This is a genomic window from Pseudomonas sp. 18175, from assembly GCF_050432925.1.
Taxonomy (GTDB): Bacteria; Pseudomonadota; Gammaproteobacteria; order Pseudomonadales; family Pseudomonadaceae; genus Aquipseudomonas.
Genome location: NZ_JBKFTO010000007.1, coordinates 107,786 through 130,478, shown reverse-complemented (window position 1 = coordinate 130,478; position 22,693 = coordinate 107,786). Strand labels below are relative to the sequence as shown.

Here is a 22,693-nt window from a genome sequence, read left to right as displayed (position 1 = left end):
ACACCTTAAGTAACAGAGCGGCCATCTTAGCAGAAAGCGCCCAAGGCCCCCCAGGCAATGCATCGGCGGCTTTTTACTCGTCAAATCAACTGTTAACTTCTGCGCTCCATGGGTTGAAGTTCCAGTAAAAGCCCTTATTTTAAACAAGCCCTCTCACAGCACCATGCCAGCATCGGGGAATAACGCCACTTTCCTCACCCACGAATCCGGGTAGAATGCGCGTTCGCATGCGGCCGTGAGGGCTGCTCGGGCCACTCACGGTGCGCCCTCCATCCCTATGTGTGGAAGAACCTGCCGATATGTTTGCGCCTTTGTTAAAGAAACTTTTTGGAAGCAAGAATGAGCGCGAAGTCAAACGCATGCTCAAGACGGTGCAGCTGGTCAATGCCTTCGAAGAGCAGATGGTTGCCCTGTCGGACGAGCAATTGCGCGCCAAGACCCAAGAGTTCAAGGCCCGCATAGCCAAAGGTGAAACCCTCGACAAGCTGCTTCCCGAAGCCTTTGCGGTCGCCCGTGAAGCCGGTAAGCGTGTCATGGGCATGCGCCACTTCGACGTCCAGTTGATCGGCGGCATGACCTTGCATGAAGGCATGATTGCCGAAATGCGTACTGGTGAAGGCAAGACCCTGGTAGCCACCCTGGGTGTTTACCTCAACGCACTGTCCGGCAAGGGCGTGCACGTTGTGACGGTGAACGACTACCTGGCTCGCCGGGACGCCAACTGGATGCGCCCGCTCTATGAGTACCTGGGCCTGACCGTCGGCGTGGTAACGCCGTTCCAGCCGCCGGAAGAGAAACGCGCTGCCTACGCGTGCGACATCACCTACGGCACCAACAACGAATTCGGTTTCGACTACCTGCGCGACAACATGGCGTTCAGCATGGATGAAAAATTCCAGCGCGAACTCAACTTTGCCGTGATCGACGAAGTCGACTCCATCCTCATCGACGAAGCGCGTACCCCGCTGATCATCTCCGGCCAGGCCGAAGACAGCTCGCGCCTGTACACCGAGATCAACAAGTTGATCCCGCGTCTTGAGCAGCACATCGAGGAAGTGGAAGGCGTGGTGACCAAAGAAGGTCACTTCACCATCGACGAGAAGACCCGCCAGGTCGAACTCAACGAAGCCGGTCACCAGTTCGTCGAAGACATGCTGACCCAGATCGGCCTGCTGGCCGAGGGCGAGAGCCTCTACTCGGCGCACAACCTGGGCCTGTTGACCCACGTCTACGCTGGCCTGCGTGCCCACAAGCTGTTCCATCGCAACGTCGAATACATTGTGCAGGACGGCCAGGTTGTCCTGGTTGACGAACACACCGGCCGTACCATGCCGGGTCGTCGTTTGTCCGAGGGCCTGCACCAGGCCATCGAAGCCAAGGAAGTGCTCAACATCCAGGCCGAAAGCCAGACGTTGGCGTCCACCACCTTCCAGAACTACTTCCGTCTGTATAACAAGCTGTCCGGCATGACCGGTACGGCCGACACCGAAGCGTTCGAATTCCACCAGATCTACAGCCTGGCCGTGATGGTGATCCCACCGAACAAGCCGTTGGCCCGTAAAGACTTCAATGACCTGGTGTTCCTGACTGCCGAAGAGAAGTACGCGGCAATCATCAACGACATCAAGGACGGCATGGCCCAGGGGCGTCCGATCCTGGTGGGTACCGCTACCATCGAGACTTCCGAGCACGTATCGAACCTGCTCAACAAGGAAGGCATCGAGCACAAGGTCCTCAACGCCAAGTTCCACGAAAAAGAAGCCGAGATCATCGCCCAGGCCGGTCGCCCAGGCGCACTGACCATCGCCACCAACATGGCTGGTCGTGGTACCGACATCCTGTTGGGCGGTAACTGGGAAGTGGAAGTGGCTTCCCTGGAAGATCCGACGCCTGAGCAGATCGCCCAGATCAAGGCCGACTGGCAGAAACGCCACCAGGCCGTGCTGGAATCCGGCGGCCTGCAGGTGATCGCTTCCGAGCGTCACGAATCGCGCCGTATCGACAACCAGTTGCGTGGTCGTGCCGGCCGTCAGGGTGACGCTGGTTCCAGCCGCTTCTACCTGTCGCTGGAAGACAGCCTGATGCGTATCTTCGCCTCGGACCGGGTGAAGAACTTCATGAAGGCACTGGGCATGCAGTCCGGTGAGGCGATTGAGCACCGCATGGTGACCAACGCCATCGAGAAGGCCCAGCGCAAAGTTGAAGGTCGCAACTTCGATATTCGTAAGCAACTGCTGGAGTTCGATGACGTCAACAACGAACAACGTAAAGTGATTTATCACATGCGTAACACGTTGCTGGCCGCCGACAACATTGGCGAAACCATCGCCGACTTCCGCCAGGACGTGCTTAACGCCACCGTCAGCGCGCATATCCCGCCACAATCGCTGCCTGAGCAGTGGGATGTTGCCGGCCTGGAAGCTGCGCTGAAAAGCGACTTCGGTGTGGACTTGCCGGTTCAGCAATGGCTGGACGAAGACGATCACCTGTACGAAGAAACCCTGCGCGAAAAACTGATGGCCGAATTGCTGGCCGCGTACAACGAGAAAGAAGAGCAGGCGAGTGCCGAAGCACTGCGCACCTTCGAGAAGCAAATCGTACTGCGCGTGCTGGACGACCTGTGGAAAGACCACCTGTCGACCATGGACCACCTGCGTCACGGCATCCACCTGCGTGGCTACGCCCAGAAGAACCCGAAGCAGGAGTACAAGCGCGAGTCGTTCACGTTGTTCTCCGAACTGCTGGATTCGATCAAGCGCGATTCGATTCGCGTGCTGTCCCACGTTCAGGTGCGTCGCGAAGACCCGATCGAGGAAGAAGCCCGCCTGCGTCAGGAAGCCGAAGCGCTTGCTGCGCGCATGCAGTTCCAGCACGACGAAGCGCCGGGCCTGGAAGCACCTGAAGTACTGGGCGAGGAGGTCGATGTGGCCCTGGCTCAGACGCCGGTTCGCAATGACCAGAAGCTGGGCCGCAACGAGCTGTGCTACTGCGGTTCGGGCAAGAAGTTCAAACACTGCCACGGCCAGATCGAATAAGATTTTGGCCTGACGCTGCAACACCCTGCGCCGCGACCGGCCTGTGCCGTCGCGGCGTTTTGCCATTAATTTCACCGTCGCTCACGACGGCACAGATATCACCTAATTTTTGAGGAGCGCATTCATGGCTGTTGGTCTTGGTCCTTTGCCCACTTTGCACCCGGTTGCCGGTTTTGAACTCGGTATCGCTTCGGCCGGCATCAAGCGCCCGGGGCGCAAGGATGTGGTGGTGATGCGCTGTGCCGAAGGCTCGACCGTCGCCGGTGTGTTCACCCTCAATGCTTTTTGCGCGGCACCCGTGATCCTGGCCAAGCAGCGTGTGGCCGGCACCATCCGCTACCTGCTGACCAACACTGGCAATGCCAACGCCGGCACCGGTGAGCCAGGCCTGGTGGCGGCTGCGCGCACCTGCGCCAAACTCGCCCAACTGACCGGCGTGGATGCCAGCCAAGTGCTGCCGTACTCCACCGGCGTCATCGGTGAACCGCTGCCGGTCGAAAAAATCGAAGGCGCACTGCAAGCCGCGCTGGACGACCTGTCTGTGGATAACTGGGCTGCGGCCGCCACCGGCATTATGACCACCGACACCCTGCCCAAAGGCGCGAGTCGCCAGTTTGTGCACGAGGGCGTGACCGTCACCGTGACCGGCATCAGCAAGGGTGCAGGCATGATCCGCCCGAACATGGCCACCATGCTTGGCTACATCGCCACCGACGCCAAAGTCTCCCGCGACGTGTTGCACAGCCTGATCCTGGACGGCGCCAACAAGTCGTTCAACCGCATCACCATCGATGGCGATACCTCGACCAACGACTGCTGCATGCTGATCGCCACCGGTCAGGCCAACCTGCCGGAAATCACTTCCGCCAGCGGCCCGCTGTTTGCCGCGCTGAAGCAGGCGGTGTTCGAGGTGTGCATGGAAGTGGCCCAGGCCATCGTGCGTGACGGCGAAGGTGCTACCAAGTTCGTCACCGTTGAAGTCAACGGCGGCGGCAACCATCAGGAATGCCTGGACGTGGGCTACACCGTCGCCCACTCGCCGTTGATCAAGACCGCACTGTTCGCCTCCGACCCGAACTGGGGCCGTATTCTCGCCGCCGTCGGCCGTGCCGGTGTGCCAGACCTGGACGTGAGCAAGATCGACGTGTTCCTTGGTGATGTGTGCATCGCCAGCCGTGGCGCCCGCGCCGAGACCTACACCGAAGCCCAGGGCTCGGCAGTGATGCAGCAGGAAGAAATCACCATCCGTATCGAGTTGGGTCGCGGTGAATGCAGCGAAACCATCTGGACCACGGACCTGTCCCACGAGTACGTGAAGATCAACGCGGAATACCGTACCTGATAGCAAAGAGGATAAGCGCGGTGAAACGAGTGCATGTAGCAGCAGCGGTGATCCGCGGTGTCGACGGCAGGATCCTGCTGGCGCGCCGCGCCAACACTCAGCATCAGGGCGGCCTTTGGGAGTTTCCCGGTGGCAAGGTGGAGGCCGGTGAGTCGGTCGCCGCTGCACTGTCCCGCGAATTGCAGGAAGAACTGGGTATCCAGGTCACTGCGGCGCGGCCGCTGATCAAGGTGCAGCACGACTACCCGGACAAACAGGTGCTGCTGGATGTCTGGGAAGTTTCGGCGTTTACCGGCGAGCCCCATGGCGCCGAAGGGCAACCGCTAGAATGGGTGGCCCCTCGGGATTTGCCCAACTATGAGTTCCCGGCGGCCAATGCCCCGATCGTTGCGGCTGCGCGCTTGCCGGCCGAGTATCTGATCACCCCGGGTGAACTGGAAACGCCAACGTTGCTGCGCGGAATCCAGAAAGCCATTGCCGGGGGCATCAAGCTGGTTCAACTGCGTGCGCCCAACGGTTACGACCCCAAGTACCGTGACCTGGCGGTGGACGCCGTTGGCCTGTGCGCCGGTAAGGCGCAGTTGATGCTCAAGGGGCCGTTCGAATGGCTGGGGGATTTCCCTGCGGCCGGCTGGCACATGACCTCAGCGCAACTGCGCAAGTACGCGAGTAAAGGTCGGCCACTGCCCAAGGATCGGTGGTTGGCGGCTTCGTGCCACAACGCTGAGGAGTTGGCGCTGGCAGAGTTGATGGACGTGGATTTCGTCACCCTGTCGCCGGTGCAGCCGACCCAGACGCACCCCGATGCTCAACCGTTGGGTTGGGAGCAGGCGGCGCAGTTGATCAGTGGTTTTAGTAAACCGGTGTTTCTGTTAGGTGGGGTTGGGCCTGCTGAGCGGGAGAAGGCTTGGGAGGTTGGGGCTCAGGGCGTTGCCGGGATTCGGGCGTTCTGGCCACAGCTTTGATGTGGCTTTGCCGGCCTCATCGCAGGCAAGCCAGCTCCCACACTTGGATGTATTCACACATCAAATGTGGGAGCGGGCTTGCCCGCGATAGGGCCAGGCTCTACAAAATCATCAGTGTGGCTTGGCAGCCGCCTGCCACAACACCTCTGCAACACCTTGGCGCTTGGCAATCACCCGCGCCGCCACAAACAACAGATCCGACAACCGATTGATATACGCCAACCCCACCCCCTCCAGCGGCTCGACCGCATTCAACTGCTGACACCGCCGCTCCGCACTGCGCGCCAGGCTGCGGCACACATGGGCCTGGGCAATCAACGCCGAGCCACCGGGCAGGATGAAGTTCTCCAGCGGGCCTACTTCTTCGTTCCAGCGATCAATCGCTGCTTCCAGGCGGTCCACCTCGGCTGCATTCAGCGCTTTGTACACCGGCATCGCCAGTTCGCCACCGAGGTCAAAGAGGCGATGCTGGCAAGGTGTGAGCACCTCAATCACGTCCTTTAACGCCGGGTGCTTGCCGCTTTGTTCTTCCAGGTTGGCCAACAACAGCCCAAGTTGGCTGTTCAACGTGTCCACCTCACCGATAGCCTCCACCCGAGGGTGATCCTTGGGCACGCGACGGCCGTCGCCGAGGCCGGTTTCACCCTTGTCCCCGGTGCGGGTGTAGATCTTCGACAGGCGAAAGCCCATGGTCATTGCTCCAGTTGGGTGAGTTCATAAGGCGGCAGTTGGCTGCCAGCCAAGGGCAGGCGCAGGGTGAAGCACGTGCCTTGGCCGAGGGTGGAATGCACTTCCATCTGGCCCTTGTGGTTGTTGGTGATGATGAAATACGACACCGACAGCCCAAGCCCGGTGCCCTGGCCGATTTCCTTGGTGGTGAAGAACGGCTCGAAGGTACGTTTACGCACGTTTTCGCTCATGCCAATGCCGTTGTCTTCCACTTGGATCTCCGCCCACGGTGGGTTGAGGCGGGTGCGCAGGATGATGCGCCCCGGCTCGCTGTCGTCGCCCCGCAGGTGAATGGCCTGGGCGGCGTTTTTCAGCAGGTTGAGCAACACTTGTTCAAGCTCGTTGGCGGTGCCCGGTACGGGGCCCAGTTGCGGGTCGAACTGACGGGTGATCGCCTGGCCCTTGAAGTCGAAGCCGATGGCCAGGTCGAAGTCGTTACCGGCGATTTCCACTGCTTGGTCGATCAAGGCCGGTAAGTCGCACGGGGCCATTTGCCGGTTGCTGCGGCGGCTGAAACTGAGCATATGGGTCACGATCTTCGCCGCTCGCGCGCCAGCCTGTTGGATACCGTCGAGCAGTTGCGGTACTTCACGGCTTTGCAGGTAGCGGTTGACCGTCTCCAACTCGATGCCTGCCTGTTCGGCGTGCTCCAGGTTCTTGGGCAAGTCGGGCGAGAGGCGGCGGCGGATGTTCTGCACGTTATGCAGAATCGCCCCCAGTGGGTTGTTGATCTCGTGGGCCATACCGGCGGCCAGCCCACCCACGGAGAGCATTTTCTCCGATTGCACCATCATTTCTTCCAGGGACAGGCGCTGGGTGATGTCATCGATACGGATTACCACGCCACGCCCGGCGCCGCCCATCAGGGGGTAGAAGGTCAGGGCGTAATGCTTGGGTTCGTCGTCTTTCACCCAGGTGACACGCTCGATGCGCTCCACGGTGTGTTGCTCGACGGCGGCCTTGATCTGCGGCAAGTAAGGTTTGAGCGGTTGAAAGGCCAAGTAAATCGGCTGGTTCAAGGCTTCGTCCAGGCGGGTGCCGGAGAGGGCGCTGGCTTCCTGGTTCCATTGGGTGACATAGAGCTGTTCATCCAGGGCAATCAGCGCCGAGGGCATGGAGTCGATGATGCTGTTGAGGTAGTTCTGAAAACCGGTGAGTTTCTTTTCGATCTTGCTGCGCACCTGCACTTCCAGCTCCAGCTTGCGGTTGGTGTGGCGGGTTTCTTCGGCCAGGCCTTGGGCTTGATCGTACGCGGCCTGGGAGTCATCCCGCGCGCGCTTGAGCTGCTGCTCGCGCGCTTCGATACGCGAGAGCATGGTGTTGAAGGCTTCGGCCAGGCTGCCGATTTCATCGTGGTTGCCACGGCCGGCGCGCAGGGCGTAGTTCTCTTCGCGGGTGACTTGGCGCGACAGTTCTTCCAGCTCGTGGATCGGCCGGGTGATCAGGCGTTTGATCTGGCGGGCAATGATCAGCCACAGCAGTACGCTGAAAATCAGGATGCCCAGGCTGGCCGTCAACGTGCCGGTATAAAACGCCACCGGCAGCTCGCTGCTGGCCACCAGCAACAGGTGCCCGGACGGCTGGCCAGCGCGGGGCAGGGTGATGACCTGGTTGCTGCGAAACTCGGTGACGCGCCAGGCTTCGATATGTTTGTAAGTGTCTGGCAAGTGCAGGCGGTCGCCGTGTTGCATCTGCGCCAGGCGGTTGCCGTCGCCGTCGTACAGGGCTGCGGCGCGCAAGGGTGAATAGCTGGTCAGCTCATTGAGCAACGCATCGGCTTTGGCCGGCGATTCGAGGGCTTCGGCGGCGAGGGATGGGTTGGACACCAGGCGACCGATGGCCTGCAAGGCCTGTGGGGCCATGCTTTCCTGGGAGATCCAGTAGGCGGCGCTGATAAAGGTGAGGTTGGCCACCAGCAAGACGGTGGTCAACAGCACCAGCAGGGCGGCCAGCAGTTTCTGCCCTACCGGTAGATTTTCAAGACGCTGGCGCAGCGGCATCAGGGTTTTCCCAGGTGATAGACAGGCGGGCAGGGTAGCGCGTGGCTCAGTCGTGGGGCAATCGGCGTGCAAGCAGTTCGTCCACCAGCCGCACGTGCAGCTGTTGCAGGTGCGGCAAGTTCAATCGGTGACGCGCCGCTGCCTGGCAAGCATAGCCCAATAGGTAGCTGATTTCGGTACGCCGCGCATTGGCCACGTCCTGGTACATGGAGGAGTAATTGGCGGCGGTGGCATGGATCACCCGCTCGACTTCGTGTTGCAGGTCCACGGCAGCGGCGGGCTGGCCGCAGCATTCCAGCAGTTCAGAGAGTTCGGCGCACAGGGTGGCCACTTCGCATTGGTGGGCTTGCAGTTCGCCATTGCGGCATTGATACAGCACGGTCAGCGGGTTGATTGCGCAATTGAGCGCCAGTTTGCGCCACAGGCGGGTCAGGATGTCGGTGCTCCATTCGTGGGGAATGCCAGCAGCCTCCAGGTCGTCCAGCCACAGCGGTGGCGTTGGGTGGCCCGTGTCCCCCAACCAGGTGTAGCCATGGCCGGCGAAGACCACGCGCCAATCACCGTCGCGAAAGGCGCCTTCGGTGCTGGAGGCAAAAATGCAGCGGGCCTGGGGCAGTTGCGCGGCTACGGCGTCCTGGCTGCCGAGGCCGTTCTGCAACAGGATCAGTTCGGCATCGGGTGCCAATCGGTGTTGCAACTGTGCGACGGCGTTTTGGGCATCGTAGGCTTTGCAGGCCACCAGCAGGCGCTGGATGGGTTGCGGGCTGTCGGGCGTTTCGGCGATCACCGGGTAAGTGTGCGCTACGCCCTGTTCCACCAGCGTCAGCCCTGGCGCTGCCTGGTAACTGGCCAACCGCGCCTCGTCGCGCAGGATCAACCGCACCGGCAAACCCGCCCGGGCCAGGCGGGCGGCCCAGAGTGTGCCCAGGCTGCCAGCGCCGAGAATATGCCAGGTGGTCGACATCAGTTTGTGCTCCGTGGGGTTGCCTGCAGTGAACGCGGCGAAAGAACCGCTATAATGCCCCGGCATTTTAGCTCGGGCGCGCTCCATCTCTACTGAGCCCGCCCCTTATATTGGAGAAATCACATGCCTTCGTTCGACGTGGTATCTGAACTGGACAAACACGAAGTCACCAACGCCGTCGAGAACGCCGTCAAGGAACTGGACCGTCGCTATGACTTGAAAGGCAAGGGCAGCTTCGAATTCAAGGAAAAGGAACTGACCGTCAACCTGACCGCTGAAGCCGATTTCCAGCTGGAAGCGATGATCGAAATCCTCAAGCTGTCGTTGGTCAAGCGCAAGATCGACGCGCAGTGCCTGGAAATCAAGGACGCTTACGCTTCGGGCAAGCTGATGAAGCAGGAAGCCGTGCTCAAGGAAGGCATCGACAAGGAGCTGGCGAAGAAAATCGTCGCTCACGTCAAGGATGCCAAGCTGAAAGTCCAGGCTGCCATTCAGGGTGAGCAGGTACGCATCACCGGTAAGAAACGTGACGACCTGCAAGAGGCAATCGCCGCCCTGCGCGCCAAGACCTTTGACATGCCGCTGCAGTTCAATAACTTCCGCGACTGATGGCACTTTGGGGAACCTGCGAGCGTTTTTGACGTCCCACGCCCCAGAACCTGCGCCCACCATTGAGCCCTTCGGGGCTCAATTGCGTTAGTGAATCTTCAAATTAAGTGAGACAGGAGAGAGTAGATGGATATGAACGCTGAAGTGGATCAGTTGATCAAGACTTCGCAGTCATGGATCCCGATGATCATGGAGTACGGCAGCCGCTTTCTGCTGGCGGTCCTCACCCTGGTCATCGGCTGGTGGCTGATCAACGTCTTGACCGGTCGAGTGGGGCGCTTGCTGTCCCTGCGCAACGCCGACATGGCACTGCAACACTTCATCACCAAGCTGGCTAACATCGCGCTCAAAATCATGCTTGTGGTCAACGTGGCCTCGATGATCGGCGTCGCGACCACCTCGTTCGTGGCTGCCATTGGTGCCGCTACCCTGGCCATTGGTATGGCTCTGCAAGGCAGCCTGGCGAACTTTGCCGGTGGTGTGCTGATCCTGTTGTTCCGCCCGTTCCGCATTGGTGACTGGATTGAAGCCCAAGGCACTTCGGGCACCGTGGACAGCATCCAGATCTTCCACACCGTGCTGCGCACTGGGGACAACAAGACGGTCATCATTCCCAATGGCAGTTTGTCCAACGGCATCATCACCAACACCAACCGTCAACCTACCCGCAAAGTCGTGTTTGACGTGGGGGTGGACTACGAGGCAGATCTGCAAAAAGCCCGTGAGGTGCTGCTGGAACTGGCCAAAGACCCGCGCGTGCTGACCGACCCGGCAGCGGTGGCGGTGGTTTCGACCCTGGGAGATAGTTCGATTACCGTCTCCCTGCGTTGCTGGACCAAGACGGCGGATTATTGGGACGTGATGTTTATGTTGAACGAACTTGCACGTGATCGCTTAAAAGCGGCGGGGATTGATATTCCTTTTCCGCAGCGGGTGATTCGCGTGGTTCAGGAAGCGGCTGTGCAATAAGTCGCTTTCCTGACTTGGCCTTTTGGTCAACTAATAGTGTTCAAGACAAGGGGCTCCAGGCCCCTTGTTTGTTGTCAGGCTCCTTGGCAACTATCAACTTAAAAGCAGCACTGCCGATGGCAACTAGCAAATACGGCTTACTTAGTTAGCTTGCTATTTAAGTGACTGGTCTCGTATAGGCTTTTTTGTTGGGCATAAAAAAACCGGCGACCTCATTCGGCCGCCGGTTTTTTATTAGCATTACGCGTTAGCGCAATCAGCTGAGCATCGAAATTACAAGATGTTCAGTGGGTACTCTACGATCACACGCGTGTCGTTCAGGTTGTCGTAGTTGGTGCCACGGTAATCGGCGTTGGAACCACGATAGATCGCGTTACGCACACGGAAGGACAGGTCTTTGGCCGGGCCTTCTTGCACCACGTACTTGGCTTCTACGTCCCACTCGTGCTCTTTGCCATCGCTGGAAGAGTCCGGAACGCTGACGCCGCTACCGCGAGTGTAGCGAGTCATGAAGCTCAGGCCTGGCACGCCAAAAGAGGCCATGTTCAGGTCGTAGCGAGCCTGCCAGGACTTCTCGTCTTTACCGACGAAGTCGGAGATCTGCACGGAGTTGGCCAGGTAAACGGTACCGCCACCGTCGACGCCGTAGTTGTAACCGGTTTGACCCGAGGATTTCTGGTAAGCCAGGGTGAACTTGTGGGCTTCGAAGGTATAGGCAGCTGCCAAGCTCCAGACACGGTTGTCTAGTTCGCCGTTCAGTTTCTTGCCGTCGTCCTTGCTGCGGTAGCCGTTGAAATCAAGACTCAGCGACTGTTTGTCACTCAGCGGCAGGGTGTAGAACACGTTGACGTACTGCTTCTTCCAGTAGTCTTCAACGTCCGAGGCGTGAACGGCCAACACCAGGTTGTCAAAACCCGAGTAGGTTGCGCCAGCGATGTTCGCCGCGCTCAGCCCTGCTCTTTGCGCGCCGGTTGTACCGTCGCGACCGTTGATGGTGTCACGGCCCATGCCGGTTTGTGCGCTCAATGCGGTGAAGCGACCGCCGATCAGCTCGAGACCTTTGATCTCGTTGCTGGTGATCAAAGTACCGGTAGCGACTTCAGGCAGCAGACGGCCGTCGTCGGTGGTGAACACCGGGCTGGATACGAATTGGTTACCGTATTTGAGTACGGTGTTGGAGATGCGCAGCTTCGCCGCCCCAGCCAGTTTGGACTGAGTATTTTCGGGTTCGCCGGAACCATTGGTGGCGAACAGACCGTTACCGGAAGTGCCCGAACCGCCGTCGAGTTTTACGCTGCCCATGGCCATGGCATCAAGACCGAAACCAACGGTGCCCTGAGTGAAGCCCGACGTGTAGGTGAGCAGCTCGCTGATACCGGTGTCTTCACGGTAGCCGCTAAGTTTGTTGGCGGTGCCGGTGGTGTTGGTACCGGCCGGACGACGCGTGTTGCCCACGCCATCTTTGTAGTCACGGTTCATGTACATGGCACGGGTTTTCGCGGTCAGGGTGCTATCTTCGATAAAGCCCTTTGCGTCGTCCTGGGCGGACGCCATTGCGAACTGCGAGGTGCCTGCTGAAACAGCCAGGGCGATCATGCTCCACTTCATCACGCGCATCGTGATTTGCTCCTTTGGTTTTAGGAAGAGTACTGCCGTCCCACCTGTATTTTTGTCTGGGCGGCTCTTTCTTTTTGTGTCGGCGCAAAGTTATATCACGCTGACAATCTTGGCGATACTTGCTCAACTTTCCTTTCAGCTTCTTTACGAGCTAGTCGTAAATTGCTATGTCCATGTCGCAATTTCACAGCCTCACTGTAACGAGGCTGACAACTTCAATACTGTTTTAAATCATTGGAAAGTACGCCTGAAACGTCACTTTCAAAGTTTTAAATCTTCCCTGGTACGTATTGAATCGCTAGTGTTTTTCATCGCGAAACACCTGCTTCCTTTCCGGTGCCGTTGCCGACGATGTGGGGATGAATGCAACAAGCGCGCCCAAACCGGTAACCGAATGTCATTTTTTCGTGAAAAGCCTTATGGCTGGGTAAAAACCGCATAAGCACGGGGTTTTTACGCCGATTGGTTTGGCCTTGACGCCTGTGCTCTGTGTCTGTCCGGTGGTGCATAAATACCAAGCGTGTGTAAAACGTTACCGGTTCACCCCAGTCAGTGGGTACTCGGCGGATCTCTTTGAGGCGTAAGTGGGTCATTTTGGTGCGGTGGTCTGAATCGTCCCTGAACCAACTGATGGCTTAATGCCTTGTTTTTTGAGGGCTCTGTATCGGGGCTCTCGTGGATGTTTTTTAGCCAGTACGTGAATGAAGGCAGGGGGATTGGCCTGAGAGCGTAGTTCAAATAAACACTCGTCTCGAAATGGTGCATTTTTTCGCCTTGCCTCGCCTGGGCACGTATTCGCCGGCGTGAAGCGTCAGCCATTCGCAGGTATGCTGGGCGCCTTGAACCTGACCTGCCGAACGGAGAGCCTGCGGTGTTCGCCTTAGATCAACGCCTTCAACAAGACACACTGGTCATCGGGGATTTCCCCCTGAGCCGCCTGTTGCTGTCCAACGACTCGAACTATCCCTGGTTCATCCTGGTGCCGCGCATCGACGGTATCAGCGAAGTGTTTCAGCTGGATGTCGCTGACCAGCAGCGGTTGTGGCAAGAGACCACGGCCTTGGCGCAGTTGCTGAATGAGGGGCTTGCGGCCGACAAGATGAACATCGGTGCGCTGGGTAACGTGGTCAGCCAGCTCCACGTACACGTGATTGTGCGCAAGCGTGACGATGCAGCCTGGCCGGCACCGGTCTGGGGCAAGCACCCGGCCAAGCCTTACAGCGATGCGCAAGTGAGCGCTATCCGCGCACGTCTGCGGGAGCTGTTGCCCGCCGACTTTATCTTTACCCAGGGCTGACTTATGGATTTGCAAGACCGCATCACCGACCTGGAAAGCCGTCTGGCTTTCCAGGACGACACTATCGAGACCCTCAATGACATCCTCGTCACTCAGCAGCGGGCCGTCGAGCGCCTGCAATTGCAGATGACCGCGCTGCTCAAGCGCCAGGAAGAGATGGGAGGGCAGTTCGAAACGTCCGAAGAAGAAGCACCGCCTCCCCACTATTAATACGCGGGCAATAAAAAACCGCGATCCAGTCAGCGCTGGATCGCGGTTTTTTTTGCAGCGCCGGCTGGGATCAGCGGCGTGGCAGTGCAGCGATCACGTCTTCGGCCTGCAGGCCTTTGTCGCGATTCATCACGGAGAACTCCACGCGCTGGCCTTCCACCAGGACGCGATGGCCTTCGCCGCGAATGGCCCGGAAGTGGACGAAGATATCGTCGCCCGAATCACGGGAAATAAAGCCGAAGCCTTTGGAAGTGTTGAACCACTTGACGGTACCGGTATCCCGATTGGTCATGTCGTAGGTTTGCGACGAGGCCGCTGGGGACGAACGGTAGAAGCTGATGGCCAGGTGAAGAACGATGGCGACCACAGCAATCACCAGGCTGAGCAGGATGGCCGGGTGGCCGCCGACTTCAGGCATGGGTGCCAGGAGGGTGAGGGTTTGTACGACAACAGTCAGCACCAGCAGCGCACTGACCAGGTTTTGCAGTTGATGACGTGTGCCTTTGTTCCAGTAAGGAATGACCGGTGCCAGCGTCAGGTTAAGAAGGCCGAACAAGGCCAGGTACAGAGCGTCGTGTTGTTGCAGGTAGGGCAGGCTTTCAGGCTGCAGGCTCGGGATAAAGGACAGCAGCAAAGCTGCAACGCCCGATAGCAGGTGGACGATTTTCAACATTTTGATTAACTCACGTTAAGACGGATCACAAGGAAGAGCTGACGGGCACGGTTCGCTTCTGAACAATTGAAGGCGTTGGGCACGTGCACGGGTATCAGCCTATGCCGCTGCCGCGCAAAGTAACGGCAGTGACACGCTGTCTATTTAACAGCAAAGGCTGTGCCTACTCAAATCAAGCCTCTGCGGGGGTTGAAAGGGGTACGGCATTTCTGCGGGAAACGCTTGTCCTAGACAGGTGCAGGTGTTTTTGTCTGCTTGCAGGGGGAATTTCCTACGCAACCCAAAGGCGCGCCTGGCACTGGCCGGCAGCCCGGCCAGGGGCGATTTGTCGCACGTCGCCTGGGTATGGGGGGCGGCGCGTTACCCGCACTCTTGCTAGAGTGGTTCTGCACCTGATCAATGAATGCTCGTCAATTGAAGGGGAAAAACATGGCAATCGATATTGGTATCAGTGAGCAAGATCGTAAATCCATCGTCGATGGGCTTTCGCGGCTGCTGTCCGATACCTACGTGTTGTATCTGAAGACCCACAACTTTCACTGGAACGTCACGGGCCCCATGTTTCGTACGCTGCACTTGATGTTTGAAGAGCAGTACAACGAACTGGCGCTGGCGGTGGACTCCATTGCCGAGCGTATCCGTGCCCTGGGCTTCCCGGCACCGGGCGCCTATTCGATCTATGCGCGGCTTTCCTCCATCAAGGAGGAGGAGGGCGTACCCAGTGCTGAGGAAATGATCAAACAGTTGGTTGCAGGCCAAGAGGCGGTCACCCGCACCGCACGGGGTATTTTCCCACTGCTGGACAAGGTCAGCGATGAGCCGACCGCCGACCTGTTGACCCAACGCATGCAGGTTCACGAGAAAACCGCGTGGATGCTGCGTTCCCTGCTCGAAAACCAATAACCCTCAGCCCGTAGCGGCGCCGTCCTGGCGTCGCTTGCTTGTTTCCGCGCATTTCCTGGCGTTGTCCTACGCCTATCAACTCTCCGTCTTCTGGCTGCGTCTGCCTGCCTGCTGTTTTATAGGGCCATCGTCCAATGGGAGGCCCCATGGACTGCTGTTTGGCAATGGAGTGTCAGGTGTATGTCACGCGCAGTAGGTAGTGGAATGATGGAAACCGGAGGTTTTCATAAGTTGAGGGTCGACCCTTTTATCAAAGGGTTCGATATGGGGCTGGCCAAGCCATTGTCTCGATCGGTCAGGCTTAATGGGTTTTCCACCTGTCTGCGGCTGGAGCAGATCTATTGGAATATCCTCACGGAAATCGCCAGGCTCAATGCCTGTTCCGTCAGCGCCTTGCTGTCTTACGTCGACCGGGAAGTGCATTTGCGCTATGGCGGCGTGAAAAACTTCAGTGGGTTGGTCAGGGTGGTGTGCGTGGTTCACCTGCTCAAAGGTCGGGTTGAACCCTGAACCATCAGGCAGTCCCGGCGCCGCTCCACCGCTCGGGTGGGTGAGGCGCCGGGCAGAAAGCCGGCTGCGCTGCCTCGATTTACCAGATATAATCCCGCGCTTTGCTGCGCATGCAGGGCTTGGCCCGGAACAGGCGTGGCGCAGTAACGTTCTGATCGCCGAGACATCGCCATGCCCATGTACGACTATCAATGTGCTTCCTGTGGTCATCAGTTGGAAGCCATTCAGAAGATCAGCGCAGCGCCGCTGGTCGATTGCCCGGCCTGCCAGGCGCCGGAACTCAAGAAGATGTTGTCCATGCCAGGCTTCCGCCTGAGCGGCAGCGGCTGGTACGAGACCGATTTCAAAACCGGCTCGAAGAAGAATCTGGCGGGCGGCGACAAAGCAGACTGAGTTGAACTCTACGCGCAGGCTCCTGCATTATCCGTCCCCTGCTTTAATGTGCGGTGACGAGGCGGGCCTCCACCGAATTTCGAATTACGAGAAGTGAAACCACTACCATGATGCGCAGCCACTATTGCGGCCAACTGAACGAGACCCTGGATGGTCAGGAAATCACCCTTTGCGGATGGGTTCACCGTCGCCGCGACCACGGCGGGGTGATCTTCCTCGATATCCGTGATCGTGATGGTCTGGCCCAGGTGGTGTTCGACCCGGACCGCGCTGAAAGCTTCGCCGCCGCCGACCGTGTGCGCAGCGAATACGTCGTGAAAATCACCGGCAAGGTTCGCCTGCGTCCGGGCGGTGCCGTGAACAAGAACATGGCGTCCGGCGGCATTGAAGTGCTGGGCTACGAACTGGAAGTGCTGAACGAGTCGGAAACCCCGCCGTTCCCACTCAACGAATACTCCGACGTGGGCGAAGAAACCCGCCTGCGCTACCGCTTCCTGGACCTGCGTCGTCCGGAAATGGCCGAGAAGCTGCGCCTGCGTTCGCGCATGACCACCAGCATCCGCCGTTTCCTCGACGAAAACGGCTTCCTGGACGTAGAAACGCCGATCCTGACCCGGGCTACCCCGGAAGGCGCGCGTGACTACCTGGTGCCTAGCCGTACCCACGCCGGTTCGTTCTTTGCCCTGCCGCAATCGCCGCAGTTGTTCAAGCAACTGCTGATGGTGGCCGGCTTCGACCGCTACTACCAGATCGCCAAGTGCTTCCGCGACGAAGACTTGCGCGCCGACCGTCAGCCGGAATTCACCCAGATCGACATCGAGACCAGCTTCCTTGATGAAAAAGAGATCATGGGCCTGACCGAGCAGATGATCCGCAACCTGTTCAAGGAAGTGCTGGACCTGGAATTCGGCGATTTCCCGCACATGACCTTCGAAGAAGCCATGCGCCGCTACGGTTCCGACAAGCCAGACCTGCGTAACCCGCTGGAACTGGTAGACGTTGCCGACCAGCTCAAGGAAGTCGACTTCAAGGTGTTCAGCGGCCCGGCCAACGACCCTAAATGCCGCATCGCCGCACTGCGCGTGCCTGGCGGCGCGAGCATGCCGCGCAAGCAGATCGACGACTACACCAAGTTCGTCGGCATCTACGGTGCCAAGGGCCTGGCGTACATCAAGGTCAACGAGCGCGCCAACGGTGTTGACGGCCTGCAATCGCCTATCGTTAAAAACATCCCGCTGGAAAACCTGAACGAGATCCTCGATCGCGTGGGTGCAGTCGATGGCGACATCGTGTTCTTCGGCGCCGACAAGGCCAAGATCGTCAGCGAGGCCCTGGGCGCGCTGCGTATCAAGCTGGGTCACGACCTGAACCTGCTGACCTGCGAATGGGCCCCGATGTGGGTCGTTGACTTCCCGATGTTCGAAGAGAACGACGACGGCAGCTTCAGCGCCTTGCACCACCCGTTCACCGCGCCGAAGTGCTCGCCAGCCGAGCTGGAAGCCAATCCTGCGGGCGCACTGTCCCGTGCCTACGACATGGTGCTCAACGGCACTGAGCTGGGTGGCGGTTCGATCCGTATCCACCGCAAAGAGATGCAGCAAGCGGTGTTCCGTCTGTTGGGCATCAACGAAGCGGAACAGGAAGAGAAATTCGGCTTCCTGCTCGACGCCCTCAAATACGGCGCGCCGCCCCACGGTGGTTTGGCGTTCGGCCTGGACCGTCTGGTGATGCTGATGACCGGCGCCCAGTCGATCCGTGAAGTAATTGCCTTCCCGAAAACCCAGAGCGCTGCGGACGTCATGACCCAGGCTCCAGGTGTGGTGGACGCCAAGGCACTGCGCGAACTGCACATCCGTCTGCGCGAGACGCCAAAGGCTGAGTAAGGCTGCTGCGTGAAAGCGCACTGAGGTTTACGCAGTCTAAAAAGGCGCATCTTCGGATGCGCCTTTGCGTTAAAGGACTACATCCCGCCCAGCGGGGTTGATCAAGGTTTCTACAGAATTTCGGAGTTGTGTTATGGCTGGCCATTCCAAGTGGGCGAACATCAAGCACCGCAAAGAGCGTCAGGATGCCAAGAAAGGCAAGATCTTCACCAAGTGGATCCGCGAGCTGACCGTCGCGGCCCGCCAGGGCGGTGGTGACCCGGGTTCCAACCCGCGTCTGCGCCTGGCGCTGGACAAGGCCTTGGGCGCCAACATGAGCCGCGACATCATCGACCGCGCCGTGGCCCGTGGTGCCGGTGCGGCCGATACCGACGACATGGTCGAGCTGACCTACGAAGGCTACGGCCCGGGCGGCGTGGCGGTGATGGTCGAGTGCATGACCGACAACCGCAACCGCACCGCAGCGGCCGTGCGCCACGCGTTCAGTAAGTGCGGTGGCAACCTCGGTACCGACGGTTCGGTGGCTTACCTGTTTGAGCGCAAGGGGCAGATCACGTTTGCACCGGGCACGGATGAAGATGCATTGATGGAAGCCGCCATGGAGGCGGACGCCGATGACGTGGTGACCAACGAAGATGGCTCCATCGATGTGTTCACCTCGTTTGCCAGCTTCTACGCCGTGCGTAACGCGCTGGAAGCGGCTGGTTTCAAAGGCACTGACGCCGAGATCGTGATGTTGCCGACCACCAGCGCCGAGCTGGACTTGGACGGTGCGCAGAAGGTGTTGAAGCTGCTGGATATGCTTGAGGACCTGGATGATGTGCAGAACGTCTACTCGAATGCTGACATCCCGGAAGACGTAGCCGCACAGCTAGTCTAAGGGGTGATGTAGATCCAAATGTGGCAGGGGGCTTGCCCCCGATGACGGTGTATCAGCAATAGATTGTTAATCTGACCCACCGCTATCGGGGGCAAGCCCCCTCCCACATGGATCTTCGCAGTATCAAAAATTGTTTTACCCAACCCGCAGGCGTTATGACTTTAATCCTAGGTATCGACCCCGGTTCGCGCATCACCGGTTTTGGCGTAGTGCAACAGACCCCACGGGGCTGCGTGTATGTTGCCTCGGGTTGTATCCGCACCGGCGCGGGCGAGTTGGCCGAGCGCCTGCAGATCGTCTATCGCGGCGTGCGAGAAGTGATCCAGACCTACGGACCGGTGACCATGGGTATCGAAAAGGTGTTTATGGCCAAGAACGCCGACTCGGCGTTGAAGCTGGGTCAAGCCCGTGGTGCGGCCATCGTCGCGGGTGCCGAAGAGGGCCTGGAAATCGCCGAATACACCGCCACCCAGGTCAAACAGGCCGTGGTCGGCACCGGTGCGGCCAATAAAGAGCAGGTGATGATGATGGTCATGCACATGCTCAAGCTCACCTCAAAACCGCAGATCGACGCCTCCGACGCCCTGGCCATCGCCATTTGCCATGCGCACACCCGTTCCAGCCTGCTGCCCCACGGCCTGGGCACGGCACGCAGTCGTGGCGGGCGGCTGCGTCTCTGATAGCATCAGCGCAATCGTTATTTCCGGTCAGGCCTTTAACTGACCCTCAAGCTTTAAGGATTTGAACCGTGATTGGACGCTTGCGCGGCACCCTGGCTGAGAAACAGCCGCCGCACCTGATTCTGGATGTAAACGGGTTGGGGTATGAGCTGGAAGTGCCCATGACCACCCTCTACCGCCTGCCGTCGGTCGGCGAGCCGATTACGCTGCACACCCACCTGGTGGTGCGCGAAGATGCGCAATTGCTCTATGGTTTCATTGGCAAGCGTGACCGCGACTTTTTCCGCGAGCTGATTCGCCTCAATGGTGTAGGGCCTAAGCTAGCGTTGGCGTTGATGTCCAGCCTGGAAGTGGATGAGCTGGTGCGTGCCGTTTCGGCCCAGGACACCTCGGCGTTGACCAAGGTGCCGGGTGTAGGCAAGAAAACCGCTGAACGCCTGCTGGTGGAGCTCAAGGACCGCTTCAAGGCCTGGGAAGTCGTGCCGAGCATGTTCGCCCTGGTGCCGAACCAGCCGGACATGCCGGCGGCCCAGGTGGCCAGTGCCGAGAGCGATGCCGTCAATGCGCTGATTTCCCTGGGCTACAAGCCGCAGGAAGCCAGCAAGGCCGTGTCGGCCATCAAGGACAAGAACCTGAGTGCCGAAGACATGATCCGCCGTGCCCTGAAGGGAATGATTTAAGTGATTGAAGCTGATCGTCTGATCGCGGCCACCGGCCCGCGCGACCGTGAAGAAGTCCAGGACCGGGCCATCCGCCCACTGAGCCTGGCCGACTATATCGGCCAGCCCACCGTGCGCGAGCAGATGGAGTTGTTCATCCAGGCTGCGCGAGGGCGCAGCGAGTCCCTGGACCATACGTTGATCTTCGGCCCGCCGGGCCTGGGTAAAACCACCCTGGCCAACATCATTGCGCAGGAAATGGGCGTGTCGATCAAGTCCACCTCCGGGCCGGTGTTGGAGCGTCCGGGCGACTTGGCGGCGTTGCTCACCAACCTTGAGCCCCATGACGTGCTGTTTATCGACGAGATCCACCGGTTGTCGCCGATCGTCGAGGAAGTGCTGTACCCGGCCATGGAGGACTTTCAGCTCGATATCATGATCGGTGAAGGCCCGGCGGCGCGCTCGATCAAACTCGACCTGCCACCGTTCACCCTGGTGGGGGCCACCACCCGCGCCGGCATGCTGACCAACCCGCTGCGAGACCGTTTCGGCATTGTTCAACGTCTAGAGTTCTATAGCACCGCAGACTTGGCGACCATCGTCAGCCGTTCGGCGGGCATTCTCGGCCTGCCCCTTGACCCGGAAGGTGCGTTTGAAATCGCCCGCCGCGCCCGTGGCACGCCGCGAATCGCCAACCGCCTGCTGCGCCGTGTGCGCGACTTTGCTGAAGTGCGGGCAAAAGGGCATATCACCAAGGCCGTGGCCGATCTGGCGTTGAACCTGTTGGACGTGGATGAACATGGCTTCGATCATCAGGATCGACGTCTACTCTTGACCATGATCGAAAAGTTCGACGGTGGCCCCGTGGGTGTCGACAGCCTGGCCGCAGCCATCAGTGAGGAGCGCCATACCATTGAGGATGTGCTGGAGCCGTACCTGATCCAGCAGGGCTACATCATGCGCACGCCAAGAGGGCGAGTGGTGACGCGCCATGCCTATTTGCACTTCGGGCTAAACATTCCGTCACGATTGGGCGAGATGCCCGTGGTAGACGAATTCCTCGATGCAGTGGACGATTAAAAGCGTAACGCCTGCTGATTTATTCGAGGTTTGTGCTGTCCTAGTGGCTGGTGTCGTCATTCAGTTACTGGATGTGTTTTTCGAGAATGAAAAAACAGTTGCCCAGCCGGATTGGCAACCTGAGGAGTAAGCACTAGAGTATGCGCGCGCAAAACGGGGATCAGTCGTTCGCACATCGCTGTCGCGTTTATTACGAGGACACCGATGCCGGCGGCATCGTGTATTACGTCAATTACCTCAAGTTCATGGAGCGGGCTCGAACCGAGCGGCTACGGGAGCTGGGCTTTGCCCAGTCCGAGTTGGCAGGGGAGGACCTGTTGTTCGTCGTGCATTCCAGCGAGGCGCGCTACCACGCGCCGGCGCGGCTTGACGACGAGTTGTTGGTAAGCGCTGAAGTCGTCGAATTGAACCGTGTCAGCCTGCGCTTTAAACAGCAGGTCAGGCGGGCAACGGATGCAACGCTGCTCTGTGAGGGGCAGTTCCTGGTGGCCTGTGTGCGCACCAATAGTTTGAAACCCCGGGCCATTCCCGAAGCTCTACGTGCGGCCTTTGCCGGCGTAAGCGGCGCGGGTAAACAATCAAAGCAGGAGATTTAGCGTGGAACCTACCGTCGTCGACCATTCCTCCATGTGGAGCCTGGTCAGCAATGCCAGTGTTGTGGTTCAACTGGTCATGCTGACCCTGGTAGCCGCATCGGTTACCTCTTGGGTCATGATTTTTCAGCGCAGCAACCTGCTGCGTGCCGGTCGACGTGCCCTGGAGAGCTTTGAAGAGCGCTTCTGGTCGGGTATCGACCTGTCCAAGCTGTACCGCCAGGCGGGCAGCAACCCGGACCCGGATTCGGGCGTCGAGCAGATCTTCCGTGCCGGCTTCAAGGAATTCTCCCGTCTGCGCCAGCAGCCAGGGGTTGACCCGGAAGCCGTGATGGAAGGCGTGGCCCGTGCCATGCGCGTTGCCATCTCCCGCGAAGAAGAGAAGCTGGAGCAGAGCCTGCCGTTCCTCGCCACCGTAGGTTCCGTAAGCCCGTACATCGGCCTGTTCGGTACCGTGTGGGGCATCATGAACTCCTTCCGTGGTCTGGCTCAGGCCCAGCAAGCGACCCTGGCCACCGTGGCTCCGGGTATCGCCGAAGCCCTGATCGCCACCGCGATCGGCCTGTTCGCTGCTATCCCGGCAGTAATCGCCTACAACCGTTTTGCCGCTCGCGGCGAAAACCTGATTGGCCGTTACTACACCTTCGCCGATGAATTCCAGGCGATCCTGCACCGTAAAGTGCACACCAGCGAAGAATAAGC

At 59.4% G+C, this 22,693-nt stretch carries 23 protein-coding genes; 18 read left to right on the top strand and 5 right to left on the bottom strand.

What is annotated here, in order from left to right; genetic code table 11:
- The first annotated feature begins 299 nt into the window (after nucleotides 1-299).
- From secA to ACLD1Y_RS11890, 3 genes are all read left to right on the top strand, one after another.
- Nucleotides 300-3,035: a preprotein translocase subunit SecA gene (secA, locus tag ACLD1Y_RS11900; protein ID WP_429478174.1), complete on the top strand. Its 2,736-nt coding sequence runs from the start codon at nucleotides 300-302 to the stop codon at nucleotides 3,033-3,035.
- A gap of 124 nt (nucleotides 3,036-3,159) precedes the next feature.
- Complete coding sequence (argJ, locus tag ACLD1Y_RS11895; protein WP_429478173.1) at nucleotides 3,160-4,377, top strand: bifunctional glutamate N-acetyltransferase/amino-acid acetyltransferase ArgJ; 1,218 nt, start codon at nucleotides 3,160-3,162, stop codon at nucleotides 4,375-4,377.
- Between the two features lie 20 nt (nucleotides 4,378-4,397).
- Nucleotides 4,398-5,342, top strand: coding sequence for a Nudix family hydrolase (locus tag ACLD1Y_RS11890; protein ID WP_429478172.1), 945 nt, complete (start codon nucleotides 4,398-4,400; stop codon nucleotides 5,340-5,342).
- A gap of 111 nt (nucleotides 5,343-5,453) precedes the next feature.
- On the opposite strand, the gene ACLD1Y_RS11885 is transcribed toward ACLD1Y_RS11890, so the two are convergent.
- From ACLD1Y_RS11885 to ACLD1Y_RS11875, 3 genes are read right to left on the bottom strand one after another with little or no spacing between them, the layout of a single operon-like run.
- On the bottom strand, nucleotides 5,454-6,032 hold the full coding sequence (locus ACLD1Y_RS11885) for a cob(I)yrinic acid a,c-diamide adenosyltransferase (protein ID WP_429478171.1): 579 nt from the start codon (nucleotides 6,030-6,032) through the stop codon (nucleotides 5,454-5,456).
- A 2-nt stretch (nucleotides 6,033-6,034) separates the two neighbouring features.
- Nucleotides 6,035-8,071 carry an ATP-binding protein gene (locus ACLD1Y_RS11880; protein ID WP_429478170.1) on the bottom strand — a complete coding sequence of 679 codons (2,037 nt, stop codon included), beginning with the start codon at nucleotides 8,069-8,071 and terminating at the stop codon, nucleotides 6,035-6,037.
- 46 nt (nucleotides 8,072-8,117) lie between these two features.
- Nucleotides 8,118-9,035, bottom strand: coding sequence for a putative 2-dehydropantoate 2-reductase (locus ACLD1Y_RS11875; protein ID WP_429478169.1), 918 nt, complete (start codon nucleotides 9,033-9,035; stop codon nucleotides 8,118-8,120).
- Between the two features lie 123 nt (nucleotides 9,036-9,158).
- Here ACLD1Y_RS11875 and ACLD1Y_RS11870 point away from each other — a divergent pair, with 123 nt between their 5' ends.
- A complete protein-coding gene (locus ACLD1Y_RS11870; protein ID WP_003209785.1) occupies nucleotides 9,159-9,644 on the top strand; it encodes a YajQ family cyclic di-GMP-binding protein in 486 nt (161 codons plus the stop codon).
- Between the two features lie 126 nt (nucleotides 9,645-9,770).
- Nucleotides 9,771-10,613: a mechanosensitive ion channel family protein gene (locus tag ACLD1Y_RS11865; RefSeq protein WP_429478168.1), complete on the top strand. Its 843-nt coding sequence runs from the start codon at nucleotides 9,771-9,773 to the stop codon at nucleotides 10,611-10,613.
- Between the two features lie 273 nt (nucleotides 10,614-10,886).
- On the opposite strand, the gene ACLD1Y_RS11860 is transcribed toward ACLD1Y_RS11865, so the two are convergent.
- Nucleotides 10,887-12,230, bottom strand: coding sequence for an OprD family porin (locus ACLD1Y_RS11860; RefSeq protein ID WP_429478167.1), 1,344 nt, complete (start codon nucleotides 12,228-12,230; stop codon nucleotides 10,887-10,889).
- 871 nt (nucleotides 12,231-13,101) lie between these two features.
- Between ACLD1Y_RS11860 and ACLD1Y_RS11855 the strand changes: the two genes are divergently transcribed.
- Nucleotides 13,102-13,527 (top strand): HIT domain-containing protein, encoded by a 426-nt coding sequence (locus ACLD1Y_RS11855; protein ID WP_429478166.1) that lies wholly within the window; start codon nucleotides 13,102-13,104, stop codon nucleotides 13,525-13,527.
- A gap of 3 nt (nucleotides 13,528-13,530) precedes the next feature.
- On the top strand, nucleotides 13,531-13,737 hold the full coding sequence (locus ACLD1Y_RS11850) for a SlyX family protein (protein WP_429478165.1): 207 nt from the start codon (nucleotides 13,531-13,533) through the stop codon (nucleotides 13,735-13,737).
- 70 nt (nucleotides 13,738-13,807) lie between these two features.
- On the opposite strand, the gene ACLD1Y_RS11845 is transcribed toward ACLD1Y_RS11850, so the two are convergent.
- Entirely contained in the window at nucleotides 13,808-14,410 is a 603-nt protein-coding gene (locus ACLD1Y_RS11845) for a cold shock domain-containing protein membrane protein (RefSeq protein ID WP_429478164.1), read from the bottom strand.
- Between the two features lie 429 nt (nucleotides 14,411-14,839).
- On the opposite strand from ACLD1Y_RS11845, the gene ACLD1Y_RS11840 reads away from it, so the two are divergent.
- The 11 genes from ACLD1Y_RS11840 (at nucleotide 14,840) to tolQ (ending at nucleotide 22,691) form a co-directional block, all read left to right on the top strand.
- The gene (locus tag ACLD1Y_RS11840; protein ID WP_176994313.1) at nucleotides 14,840-15,313 is read left to right on the top strand and encodes a Dps family protein; all 474 of its coding nucleotides are present in this window, start codon (nucleotides 14,840-14,842) and stop codon (nucleotides 15,311-15,313) included.
- Between the two features lie 180 nt (nucleotides 15,314-15,493).
- Nucleotides 15,494-15,823 (top strand): ribbon-helix-helix domain-containing protein, encoded by a 330-nt coding sequence (locus ACLD1Y_RS11835; RefSeq protein ID WP_429478163.1) that lies wholly within the window; start codon nucleotides 15,494-15,496, stop codon nucleotides 15,821-15,823.
- A gap of 171 nt (nucleotides 15,824-15,994) precedes the next feature.
- Complete coding sequence (locus ACLD1Y_RS11830; protein ID WP_010208103.1) at nucleotides 15,995-16,216, top strand: FmdB family zinc ribbon protein; 222 nt, start codon at nucleotides 15,995-15,997, stop codon at nucleotides 16,214-16,216.
- Nucleotides 16,217-16,323: 107 nt separating this feature from the next.
- A complete protein-coding gene (gene aspS, locus ACLD1Y_RS11825; RefSeq protein ID WP_429478162.1) occupies nucleotides 16,324-18,099 on the top strand; it encodes an aspartate--tRNA ligase in 1,776 nt (591 codons plus the stop codon).
- A 133-nt stretch (nucleotides 18,100-18,232) separates the two neighbouring features.
- Complete coding sequence (locus tag ACLD1Y_RS11820; RefSeq protein WP_017738028.1) at nucleotides 18,233-18,979, top strand: YebC/PmpR family DNA-binding transcriptional regulator; 747 nt, start codon at nucleotides 18,233-18,235, stop codon at nucleotides 18,977-18,979.
- Between the two features lie 155 nt (nucleotides 18,980-19,134).
- Nucleotides 19,135-19,659, top strand: a complete 525-nt coding sequence (gene ruvC / locus ACLD1Y_RS11815; RefSeq protein ID WP_159955518.1) for a crossover junction endodeoxyribonuclease RuvC — start codon at nucleotides 19,135-19,137, stop codon at nucleotides 19,657-19,659.
- Nucleotides 19,660-19,727: 68 nt separating this feature from the next.
- Nucleotides 19,728-20,339, top strand: a complete 612-nt coding sequence (gene ruvA, locus ACLD1Y_RS11810) for a Holliday junction branch migration protein RuvA (RefSeq protein ID WP_003193868.1) — start codon at nucleotides 19,728-19,730, stop codon at nucleotides 20,337-20,339.
- A complete protein-coding gene (ruvB, locus tag ACLD1Y_RS11805) occupies nucleotides 20,340-21,398 on the top strand; it encodes a Holliday junction branch migration DNA helicase RuvB (RefSeq protein ID WP_015885611.1) in 1,059 nt (352 codons plus the stop codon). It begins immediately after the preceding gene.
- A complete protein-coding gene (locus ACLD1Y_RS11800) occupies nucleotides 21,382-21,528 on the top strand; it encodes a hypothetical protein (RefSeq protein ID WP_429478282.1) in 147 nt (48 codons plus the stop codon). The genes ruvB and ACLD1Y_RS11800 overlap by 17 nt, the downstream gene beginning before the upstream one ends.
- Nucleotides 21,529-21,538: 10 nt before the next feature.
- Nucleotides 21,539-21,994, top strand: coding sequence for a tol-pal system-associated acyl-CoA thioesterase (gene ybgC, locus ACLD1Y_RS11795; RefSeq protein WP_429478161.1), 456 nt, complete (start codon nucleotides 21,539-21,541; stop codon nucleotides 21,992-21,994).
- A 1-nt stretch (nucleotide 21,995) separates the two neighbouring features.
- Nucleotides 21,996-22,691 carry a protein TolQ gene (tolQ, locus tag ACLD1Y_RS11790; protein WP_010208111.1) on the top strand — a complete coding sequence of 232 codons (696 nt, stop codon included), beginning with the start codon at nucleotides 21,996-21,998 and terminating at the stop codon, nucleotides 22,689-22,691.
- The last annotated feature ends 2 nt before the right edge of the window (nucleotides 22,692-22,693 follow it).

Excerpts from the sequence above, each read along its gene's own strand:
- secA (WP_429478174.1), top strand. The coding sequence starts at position 300 with ATGTTTGCGCCTTTGTTAAAGAAACTTTTTGGAAGCAAGAATGAGCGC.
- argJ (WP_429478173.1), top strand. The coding sequence starts at position 3,160 with ATGGCTGTTGGTCTTGGTCCTTTGCCCACTTTGCACCCGGTTGCCGGT.
- ACLD1Y_RS11885 (WP_429478171.1), bottom strand. The coding sequence starts at position 6,032 with ATGGGCTTTCGCCTGTCGAAGATCTACACCCGCACCGGGGACAAGGGT.
- ACLD1Y_RS11880 (WP_429478170.1), bottom strand. The coding sequence starts at position 8,071 with ATGCCGCTGCGCCAGCGTCTTGAAAATCTACCGGTAGGGCAGAAACTG.
- ACLD1Y_RS11875 (WP_429478169.1), bottom strand. The coding sequence starts at position 9,035 with ATGTCGACCACCTGGCATATTCTCGGCGCTGGCAGCCTGGGCACACTC.
- ACLD1Y_RS11870 (WP_003209785.1), top strand. The coding sequence starts at position 9,159 with ATGCCTTCGTTCGACGTGGTATCTGAACTGGACAAACACGAAGTCACC.
- ACLD1Y_RS11865 (WP_429478168.1), top strand. The coding sequence starts at position 9,771 with ATGGATATGAACGCTGAAGTGGATCAGTTGATCAAGACTTCGCAGTCA.
- ACLD1Y_RS11860 (WP_429478167.1), bottom strand. The coding sequence starts at position 12,230 with ATGCGCGTGATGAAGTGGAGCATGATCGCCCTGGCTGTTTCAGCAGGC.
- ACLD1Y_RS11850 (WP_429478165.1), top strand. The coding sequence starts at position 13,531 with ATGGATTTGCAAGACCGCATCACCGACCTGGAAAGCCGTCTGGCTTTC.
- ACLD1Y_RS11845 (WP_429478164.1), bottom strand. The coding sequence starts at position 14,410 with ATGTTGAAAATCGTCCACCTGCTATCGGGCGTTGCAGCTTTGCTGCTG.
- ACLD1Y_RS11840 (WP_176994313.1), top strand. The coding sequence starts at position 14,840 with ATGGCAATCGATATTGGTATCAGTGAGCAAGATCGTAAATCCATCGTC.
- ACLD1Y_RS11835 (WP_429478163.1), top strand. The coding sequence starts at position 15,494 with ATGTCACGCGCAGTAGGTAGTGGAATGATGGAAACCGGAGGTTTTCAT.
- ACLD1Y_RS11830 (WP_010208103.1), top strand. The coding sequence starts at position 15,995 with ATGCCCATGTACGACTATCAATGTGCTTCCTGTGGTCATCAGTTGGAA.
- aspS (WP_429478162.1), top strand. The coding sequence starts at position 16,324 with ATGATGCGCAGCCACTATTGCGGCCAACTGAACGAGACCCTGGATGGT.
- ACLD1Y_RS11820 (WP_017738028.1), top strand. The coding sequence starts at position 18,233 with ATGGCTGGCCATTCCAAGTGGGCGAACATCAAGCACCGCAAAGAGCGT.
- ruvC (WP_159955518.1), top strand. The coding sequence starts at position 19,135 with ATGACTTTAATCCTAGGTATCGACCCCGGTTCGCGCATCACCGGTTTT.
- ACLD1Y_RS11800 (WP_429478282.1), top strand. The coding sequence starts at position 21,382 with ATGCAGTGGACGATTAAAAGCGTAACGCCTGCTGATTTATTCGAGGTT.
- ybgC (WP_429478161.1), top strand. The coding sequence starts at position 21,539 with ATGCGCGCGCAAAACGGGGATCAGTCGTTCGCACATCGCTGTCGCGTT.